Raw genomic sequence first — 9,752 nt, forward strand, 5'->3', positions numbered from 1 at the left:
CTTAATGATTATAGAATTCATTCTTTACGCATACATGGTAAAAAACGTTATTCATTTATGACTATGATTGCCGGAATTAATATTCATCTAGATGCAAGAATTAAGGTTTCAGGTTTTAGTATTTTAATTTTATTATAGTAGCTGTTTGATAATTAAATATTTTTTTAAAAAGTTCCTGCATCTTGTAGGCTTGTTTGCTATGCCTATTTTTATTCCTAACTACTCTCTGAACATAAAATTTATAGCACTATAATGATTCTATACAAATTTAAGTTTTACATATTAGTTTCCGTGACTACTCGTTAACTGTAAAATATAAATTTAATACCATAATTTACTTGTTTGATTATAGCATTTTTTTGTAAATATTGAAAGCACATGGTATTTAAGCCTTATCTTCCATTGCTGCTAAGTACCATAACTTTTGATTATAGCACCTTAAGGTATTTTGAACCCCCACGTGGATAGAAACTTTATTTTTAAAAAAGTGTCATGACAAATGTCATGCTTCTTTGACAAAAACTATATAAATTCTAACATACTAGACATATACTATAAACATTGCTTATTAAATACTATTAAAAAAATGATTTAAAATCTAGGAGTGAATATTAATGAAATTTTTCAGAAATTTAAAAATGATTCAAAAATTATTAGCATCATTTATTGCAGTGGCATTATTTATAGGTATTGTTGGATTTATTGGAGTCTATAATATGAAAAATGTTAATAATGATATTGGGAATATGTATAATGTAGATTTAATTGGGGTTAAAGATACTACTAATATTAAAGCAAATTTATTAGAAATTAAAACAGATGTATTGTTAATCATTAATCCTAATAACAAAAGTGATTTACAAAAAAATAAAGAGCATATTGCAGGTTTACAAACTAAAAATGATGCACTTATTGTAGAATACAATAAAACTACAACTACTAAATTAGATAAGGATCAATTAACAGAACTTCAAAAATACCTTGTAGCTTATCGTGTAGCAAGAGAGAACCTAGTTAAACAAGTTGATGAAGGCAACTATGACAAAGCAAATGAACTTTTCCCAGGTGTTTCCAAAATTTCATTTGATATGTTTACAGTGCTAGGCAAAATGCTACAATTAAATATGGATACAGCAAAAGCTGACTATGATGCTAGTAACGTATCATTTGGTAAATCTATTGCTCAAACTACAACAATAATTGTTATAGGATTAGTTGTTGCTATTATCCTAGGTTTAATTATTTCTGTTACAATTTCAAGGCAGCTAAAAAAGGTTTTAATCGTTGCCCAGGCTCTTGGAGAAAATGATCTATCAAAAACTGTTGATATTGATACTAAAGATGAGATTGGTATTTTAGCAAAAGCTTTAAATAAAGCTATAACGAACTTAAAAACATTACTCCGAGAAATATCAGAAAGTTCCACTGATATTAACGCTACTAGTGAAGAATTATCTGCAACAACGGAAGAAATATCAGCAAAAATGGAAGTTATGAATGAATCTGTAAGACAAGTGACTCTAGGAGCAGAACAGTTAAGTGCCACCACAGAAGAAGTAAACGCAACTACAGAGAGTATTGCAGAAAATGTGTCTGATATCACTAAAAGAGCACATAATGGAAATATAATTGCAATCGATATAGAAAAAAAGGCAAAACAAGTTAAAGAAAATGCTGAGAATAACTTCAGTACAGCAAATAAATTATATTTAGAAAAACAAGCAAGTATACTTAAAGCAATTGAAGATGGCGCCGTTGTTAGTCAAGTTAAGATAATGGCAGATGAAATAGGACATATATCAAATCAGACAAACCTTCTTGCACTTAACGCAGCTATTGAAGCAGCAAGAGCAGGAGAACAAGGAAAGGGTTTTTCTGTGGTTGCAGATGAGGTTAAAAAATTGGCTGAAGCATCCTCAACTACAGTTCAAAGGATTCAATCGGTAACTGAGAAAGTTCAACAAGCATTCCATAATCTTTCAAGCAATGCTCAGGATGTATTGAACTTTATTGATAATAAAGTTACACCTGATTATCAATTATCCGTAGATACAGGCAAACAATACGGTGATGATGCCATAATATTTAAGGATCTATCCACGGATATTGGAAATTCTATGAATATAGTAAATAAAACTGTATTCGAAATTAAAAAAGCAATTGAAACTGTATCAAGTACATCTGAGGAATCAGTTTCAAGTTCTGAGGAAATACTCACAAGTGTTGATGAGTCTGTTATGGCAATTGCAGAAATAACAAAAGCTTCTCAAAATCAAGCTATATTAGCAGAGAAGCTAAATAATATGGTTCAAAAATTTAAATTATAAAGTAAATATTAAAATCCAGTTTAACTCGAATATGAGAGTTAAACTGGATTTTTAAATGCTTATTTGTTTATGCATTGTTTTTCTAGGGCATGTACCTGATGTTGAAGCCAATTTATCATTTCTTTTTTATTCCTATCTATAGGAGAGATCTGTTCCCAAATTTTTTCGAAATATATTTCAAAGGCATTAACAACCATGGGCTCTTGAATTACTATATTTAGTTTTGAAAATCCAATATGGGCGCTATATTTTTCTTTGATAGTAAAAGAAGAAATGTTATTCTCATCAAATTTGTGAAAAATTTCATTAACAAAAGAAATTTTATAGTTATCATAGGTTTTTAATAAATTAATTATGTTTTGTATAAAAAGAATTATATCTTCAGAATCAAAATCAAGCGTATTAACCATATTAAAGGAATGAAATGAAAGTTTTTTATCTTTAATTATATTTCGTATAGATCTTAGGGTATATATATCAAAATGTTCATACTGTTTTAAATTTAATAAAAAAGAACTTTCACTACGGTTGTGTAATTCTAATGTTTCTATTAGATGATCATCCGTATACTGGAGTTTCCCCAACAATTTCTTCAATAGTATATTGGGAATAAGAAATAAGCTAAGACTATCATTAAACATGAATCTTCTTCCAGCTGTATCATCACTTTCAGCTAAGGAATTATTGTATGCTATATTTTCCTCTAAATCATAGTATTTTATTAATGGTTTAGATAAAGGTAAAAGAATTGAATTAAAATTTTTATATAAAATATCGATACCAACCTGATTTACGGTATGCATGGCGCAGTCTATTTCAGAATTTATACCTGTAGAAAAACAACTAAAAGCCTCTTTGTAAGGAATGACAATAACTTCTCTACCTAGAGAAGGTGTATCATAAGTTTTATAGAAATAAGGTAAGAATCGACCTGTTTGTATTAAGGGAATACTTATAAGTATCAGATTTATTATTTCCTTTAAGTTTTGGTTTAGTTTGAATAGAAATTTCACTGTCCAACCATTTATTAATGCCTCTAAAATAGCCTCCTTCCAGCCTGCAAAATCTTCTTGAATTTTTATTAGATCTAGATTGTTGTCAGAGGATAGGCATATTACATTATTATTTTCACATTTTTCTTTTCCAGCTACTTCAATTAAAGATAATATGGCCGCTAAAACATTTTTACGTCCAATAATAATATTATTATTGTCATTTGATAAATCAATTTTTTTATCATTCCTTAATTTTTTATCTTCCAAAGAACAGCCTTGAGCTTCTAATAGAGCTCTCATTATTCTATCTTTCCAAGACATTGTTATGTCAATATTCCCACAAACTATATTAAGAACATCATTTAAACGTTGTTCTTGAATAGAATTTAAAATGTTTCCACAAAGAAAATTAGTTATGCTTTCTATATAATTTCCGTGATATGATGGAATCCTTTGTTCATGTAGCCAACGACTTATTAGAGAACTGTCAACATTAATTCCTTTAGCTAACCGACTATTACTGATATCTAATGAAGAAAGTAGCAATTTAAGATATTCTCCAAATTTGACTTTTGTAATCATAAAATTGCTCCTTTTGAAAAAATGTCACGACAAATGTCATGCATATATTATTAAAATTATGTAATTTAATGTTACTATATTACGATTATCCCACAAAAATCTTGTAATTACTTCCCATTGTAGCATTTATGATATAATATTACCAAAATACCTAAATATCTACAAACTAGTTAAAATAATTACTGAGGTATTGACGTCCAAGTAACATTCTTTAATTTTACACATATTATGTAGAAGGTCTCAATGCCTGAATAAAAATCATATAAAGGAGGATTTATAAATGAAAACAGAGGACGATCGCAAAAACTTAAGGCTTATAAAGCATTTTTTAATTTTGAACATGTTACAACAACCATCTTGTTCAATAAATATCAATAAAACTTCCAAAAAAAAATCATCGACAAAATTTACACCTCCAGTTAAAGATGTAAATGTTGAAAATGATTCAGAATCTACGATCCCTATTAGTGCTAAATCCAGTATGGCAAAATTCCTTGTTATTTTAAAACTCTTACAGCGACCACGTTATCATGAAGATATTAATAAATTTCTAAAAAATAGGAAAATAAATAGTAATATTGAAAATAAAACATCCTCAAATGAGTCAAGTTTGATTAAGAATCGTAAAAATAATTTGAATGCAAAATTCATACTGTTTTTTCGACAGGAAACTTTTAAAAACAATTCACAATCTATAAAAAACAAAGATGAAATTTATACTAACTCTGATGATATTTATGAAACATATGAAAACCAAAACGATGATTTTTTTGAAAGTTCAATACCAGCTTCACCTATTATAATAGAAGAGAAAGATATAATAGAAGATACAGATATTAGTTCTGTATGTCCTTCCAGCTTACCTTAAAGCTGGTTCTCCAGAGTATTACATTAACTATTAAAAGCACCCCCGCATAAATACCGACAAATACCATATTATTTCTAATAATTATATGGATTGTAGCAAATACCCCAATCAGTATAAGTGTAATTATTGCTGGTCCTATAATTTTACCACTATCTGCTGTCGCGAACTTTACGCTAAAGGGCAATGCCTTATTGGATAATTTAAAAAACACTAACGATAATATTAAAAGAGCTAAAAACATTACTATTAAATCTATAATTATTGTTGGACCTTTCACTATTAAGAACACTGTAGCCTCTAATATATAAAGTGGTATTATTAGCTTAAATATAGTTCCCTTTATTGCTCCTTTTAGTATTATACCTGGATTTTCTATTGGTAATACTTTGTATATAAATGCCCCCTTATAGCTATCACTATTGTTTATAAACGCTGTACAAAAACATAATAGGAATATACTCATATACATTAATAAATGAATTTTTCCGCCATAGCCAGTTTGAATATTATCCATGAATGATTTACCATTTCCTCTTTCCATAAAAATAAGTAGAACTGGCATAAATACTGCCATTGCAAGGGTCGGATATACCTTAAGCTTAAGGTTTCTTTCCGTCGCTATCATATTTTGAGTGAATTTAAACATACTCTTCTCCACCTTGTCCCTGCAGACCAGGCGCGCTATAAACTCTTTTCTGTTTTCACTTGTTTTACTTACGTTCCCTCCATTTTCATTTAATTTTTGAAGGTTCTTCTCAAAATAAGGTACTACAGCTTTAATATAAATTATAATTAGAGAAATCGGTCCTACAACTCCCAGTACAAATAAAAATATTAGAAAAGATTGTTTATTCCCATCGATGTATATCCCAAATGGAGCCGCAAACCACATTGATGGAAGTAGCGCATGCCAAAGCCTCGGCACATATTCACTGTTCATATTTGTAGAATCAAAAAGTCTAATAACTAGTTGATATCCGAATCCAAATACAAAGGCTAATAATATTTGAAAATAGTTTATTATATCCTTTAGCTTTTCACCATCAAAAAACCTTAAAACTATTGTATATAATAACGCCGTTACCGCTATAACTATGAATACTGCAAGTATACTTTCTATACTAAATATCACAAAAAAGAGTGGTCCATATTTTACTGTGCCAATAGCCAGTGGAATCAAATTTAATGACAGTGATAAACCCATTAAATATATACATATATGAGTAGTCTTTGCTGCATTAAATGTCTTACTATCAATAGGTTTGGGCATTAATATGTTTTTCTCTCCTACATCAAGTAACACTGCTGAAAAATCAGATATCATTAGTGATACCATCATAAATAGATTTATGCCTATCACAATATTTGTAGAAATCATTGATGACATACCAATTATCATTATGAGTCCAATAAAAATGCTCATAAATAAATTCATCATAAGTAAGGATAAATAATTATTCTTATCCCCCTCATCATCTTCCTTTTTATTATTTCTCATTACAGTGCTAACTCTACGACCATCCATAGTTAGTTTTATCTGGAGGATCATTCTCATAGTCTTATAATTAACACCTAATTTTTTATATAATAATTGAAATTTGTCCAATATCACAAGTACGGTAAAATTTTTCATAATTACACCTCGCAGGCTAGAGAAACAAATTCTTTAGCAATCTGCGCATGATCATTAAAGCCTGTTATCTGATTAAATATTTCTTCTAGTGACCCTTCCTTCTGATTATTGTTAAGCTCCTCAAAACTTCCATCTGCAACTACTCTTCCATCATTTATTAGTAATATTCTATCACTTATCTTTTCAACAACATCCATTATATGAGATGAATAAAAAATGGTCTTTCCCCTCTGCGCAAGAGTTCGCATAACCTCCTTAAACACCATTACACTATTAGCATCTAGTCCACTTAAAGGCTCATCAAAAAATAATATATCTGGATTATGAATTAAACTACAAATTATAAGTAGCTTTTGCTTCATTCCTTTTGAATATGAGGATATTCTAGAATTTATAACATCCTCCATCCCGAATAGGCTCATAAGCTTTTTTGCTCTCTCAATAAAATTTTTCTCTTCTAATCCATATATTTCACCTAAAAAACTTATGTACTCATAAGCAGTTAAATTTTCGTATATATCTGCAAGTTCTGGAACATAACCTACTTTCTTTTTATACTCTATACTTCCATTACTTATATCTTGTCCAAGTATTTCTACCTTACCTGTGTATCCTTCCAGTATTCCAAGCATTATTTTTATAGTGGTACTTTTACCAGCACCATTAGTCCCTATATATCCTATTATCTGCCCGCGAGAAATCTCTAAATTTATTCCATTAAGCACATTTTTACTCCCATAGCTCATTCGTAAATCCACAATTGATATTATGCTTTCTAAATTCTCCATCATACGTCCCCTTCAAGCTTACTCCAACGGGGTCAGACCCCTGGGATAAACTGTATTTTTTAAATTTTTTACTAGATTACATCTTTATACAACACTGCTAATTATATCATTAAATCCATTATAATTCATTACTCTTTGTTATCCTAAACCACCTAAAGTAAAGCATAGCCATCAACCTAAGGATTAAAATATAATCCTTAGGTTGATGGCTATCATTATTTTATTATCACATTTTAACGCTTTTTCAAAAAGCAATATGGCCTTATTACGACCCATATTGGAAGTGAAACTGTAACGAGAGTTGGTCTGATACCTACGAGGGCTGCAAATAGGTAACAATTACAATCCAGCAAAACCCTAGTCCCCTTGCCGATGCTTTTAAGTGTTTCAATTCTGTGTTTATAAAAAGAAATATCCTTTTTTAGTCTCTTTCAGTATTATCCAAATTGGAATTAGGAATATAATCAAATATATCCATTTGCTTTAATTGCCCTATTCTGCGCAATGTCTCCGGGTCACTATCCCTAAAGAAAGCTTTTCGTATTTCACGTTCCTTTAGTAGAATTTTAACATTGCTACTGTTATCTGACTCCTTTAATCTACAGCTATAAACTATTGGAAAATATGTCCTTATAAATTTCCCCTCTGAGTGAGCTGTCAATGCAATTATCTGAAAACCCAATTGTTCAGCAATAAAAAACACTGGATCTAATACATGGTCACTGGAAGCTTTTCCAAATGGATTGTCTACAATAACTGTGCGATAACGTTTATCAGCAGATACTATATTTTTTCTTTTCTCTGCCAGGTAATTTAATATTCCAAGAAATAAAGTCATATTCTTACTCCATTTTTCGCCACCTGACCATGAGTTTGATACTTCCCATGTAAAAGGTGAACTACTCACATTTCCATCATTGGTTACCTTTCTGCATTTGACTTTAATTGAATTTTGTTTCATTATATTTTGAAGTAGTTGTTTTGACTTCATCCATTTTTCTATAGCTTTTCTTACACTCGCTTCAACCTCAACCCCATTTTCATCCTTATATTGATCACCTTCTAATTGTTTGAGTATCCAGTCAATATGATTACTTAGCTCTTCCTTACCCTCTTTTTCATCCCATTCAGGTACATTTATCAGAAAGATATCCTTCCATTGATCTTGTACTTTTATCCTAGTCTTTTTAGGAATGGTCCTTAATTCCTGAGCCATTGTACGCAGATATGAATGAAGATGACTTATAAATTGCTGTACTTCCTTATCGTGATCTCTAATATCATTTTCTGCGATCTCAATGGTTCTTGCTATTCTCTCATTCATCCTTTGCTGCCATTCTAATATATCCTTAAATAGTTTTTTATGTTGAATGCCCGTTACAGCCATTTCTTTAAGCTTAATATCATTAATTTCGCTATCACAAAATTTAATAAACCCTTGCTGCTCCTTTTCAACTTTTAAACTTTGAGTCTTAAGTACTTCATTTAAATTTTGTAATTTGTCTTTTATCTTGGAAACAAATTCTTTTCTATGGTATGGAAGACTCGCTTTAACATCTTCCGTCAATGTTATCACTTTAATCTCTTCTGATAAGTATCCAAATTTACCATTTTGAATATTAAGTTCAGTAATAGTGTTATTAATATCCTCTTTCTCGGAGGTGAGTTGATCTTTCCTATTATCAAAATATTGCTTCTGCTGACCTAATTCTAACTTCTCTTTTTTTAACTGACTTTCCACATCCGTCAATGCTATAGTGAATAGTAATATTTCCTTGTACTTCTTATAAAAATCCTCTTTTCTTATACTATAAGTTGTTTTCTTTTCCTTATATTTCTCTTCATTCTCATCTAAATCCTTTTTTAATATTTTTAGTGGTATTTTCAAATTACCTATACTTTCTATCAACCTATCAATTTCAGCTCCACCATATATAGGAAATTGGATCTCTTCATCTATTTTAAAATCCACTTCTTTTCTTAGGTTTCTCAAATCATACTCTATGCGATCCTTTTCCGCCTCAGCACCCTTAAACTCGCTTTCTAAAACTTCTCTTCCCTTTTGTTTTTTATCTATTGCATCCCTTAAATCCTTACGCCTTGTAATTAAAATAACCTTGCTATCTGAAGTATATTTAGCCACTGAGGACCTAACCTCTTCATACATATCATCTGATTTTAGTATAAGTAAACTATCTTTTATACCCTGAAGTTCCTCTGATATTTCATTTATTACCCCAGTAGTAAGGTTTATCTTCCTATCAAAAGTTGAGATTTTCTCTTTGCAAAGCAATAGAAATTCATCAACTTTATTTATCTCTAGACTGCTCTTAAGACTTTCAGCACTACTGCTTATATAATCCTGAGCCTTAATAATCTTATTTTCTAAAACATATTTTTCTTCTTTATCATCTGCCCCCATTTTTTGATATTTATCAGTTCCGATATCAATTTGCTTAACATCATCTTCATTCATATTTATTTTTTTATTAAGTATTAAATTTTTCTCCTTTAGATCCTTGTATATCTTTTGTAGTTCCACATATTCATCATAAGGGT

The 9,752-nt window shown here is 29.9% G+C and carries 6 protein-coding genes; 2 read left to right on the plus strand and 4 right to left on the minus strand.

What is annotated here, in order from left to right; translation table 11 throughout:
* The first annotated feature begins 614 nt into the window (after nucleotides 1-614).
* Nucleotides 615-2,327 (plus strand): methyl-accepting chemotaxis protein, encoded by a 1,713-nt coding sequence (locus tag ACJAX4_RS18950; protein ID WP_435790998.1) that lies wholly within the window; start codon nucleotides 615-617, stop codon nucleotides 2,325-2,327.
* Nucleotides 2,328-2,386: 59 nt separating this feature from the next.
* Here ACJAX4_RS18950 and ACJAX4_RS18955 read toward each other — a convergent pair whose 3' ends face one another.
* Nucleotides 2,387-3,904 (minus strand): hypothetical protein, encoded by a 1,518-nt coding sequence (locus ACJAX4_RS18955; protein WP_435790999.1) that lies wholly within the window; start codon nucleotides 3,902-3,904, stop codon nucleotides 2,387-2,389.
* Between the two features lie 280 nt (nucleotides 3,905-4,184).
* On the opposite strand from ACJAX4_RS18955, the gene ACJAX4_RS18960 reads away from it, so the two are divergent.
* The gene (locus ACJAX4_RS18960; RefSeq protein WP_435791000.1) at nucleotides 4,185-4,772 is read left to right on the plus strand and encodes a hypothetical protein; all 588 of its coding nucleotides are present in this window, start codon (nucleotides 4,185-4,187) and stop codon (nucleotides 4,770-4,772) included.
* Here the strand turns inward: ACJAX4_RS18960 and ACJAX4_RS18965 are convergent.
* The 3 genes from ACJAX4_RS18965 to ACJAX4_RS18975 all read right to left on the minus strand — a co-directional run.
* Nucleotides 4,741-6,405 carry a hypothetical protein gene (locus tag ACJAX4_RS18965; RefSeq protein ID WP_435791001.1) on the minus strand — a complete coding sequence of 555 codons (1,665 nt, stop codon included), beginning with the start codon at nucleotides 6,403-6,405 and terminating at the stop codon, nucleotides 4,741-4,743. The genes ACJAX4_RS18960 and ACJAX4_RS18965 overlap by 32 nt on opposite strands.
* Before the next feature lie 2 nt (nucleotides 6,406-6,407).
* A complete protein-coding gene (locus ACJAX4_RS18970) occupies nucleotides 6,408-7,193 on the minus strand; it encodes an ABC transporter ATP-binding protein (RefSeq protein ID WP_435791002.1) in 786 nt (261 codons plus the stop codon).
* A 421-nt stretch (nucleotides 7,194-7,614) separates the two neighbouring features.
* Nucleotides 7,615-9,752, minus strand: a 2,138-nt coding sequence (locus ACJAX4_RS18975; protein WP_435791003.1) for a hypothetical protein, incomplete at its 5' end; no start/stop codon positions are given.

The sequence above is a fragment of the Clostridium sp. genome (assembly GCF_051278035.1).
In the GTDB taxonomy this organism is placed as follows: domain Bacteria; phylum Bacillota; class Clostridia; order Clostridiales; family Clostridiaceae; genus Clostridium_AD.

Excerpts from the sequence above, each read along its gene's own strand:
- ACJAX4_RS18965 (WP_435791001.1), bottom strand. The coding sequence starts at position 6,405 with ATGAAAAATTTTACCGTACTTGTGATATTGGACAAATTTCAATTATTA.
- ACJAX4_RS18960 (WP_435791000.1), top strand. The coding sequence starts at position 4,185 with ATGAAAACAGAGGACGATCGCAAAAACTTAAGGCTTATAAAGCATTTT.
- ACJAX4_RS18955 (WP_435790999.1), bottom strand. The coding sequence starts at position 3,904 with ATGATTACAAAAGTCAAATTTGGAGAATATCTTAAATTGCTACTTTCT.
- ACJAX4_RS18950 (WP_435790998.1), top strand. The coding sequence starts at position 615 with ATGAAATTTTTCAGAAATTTAAAAATGATTCAAAAATTATTAGCATCA.
- ACJAX4_RS18970 (WP_435791002.1), bottom strand. The coding sequence starts at position 7,193 with ATGGAGAATTTAGAAAGCATAATATCAATTGTGGATTTACGAATGAGC.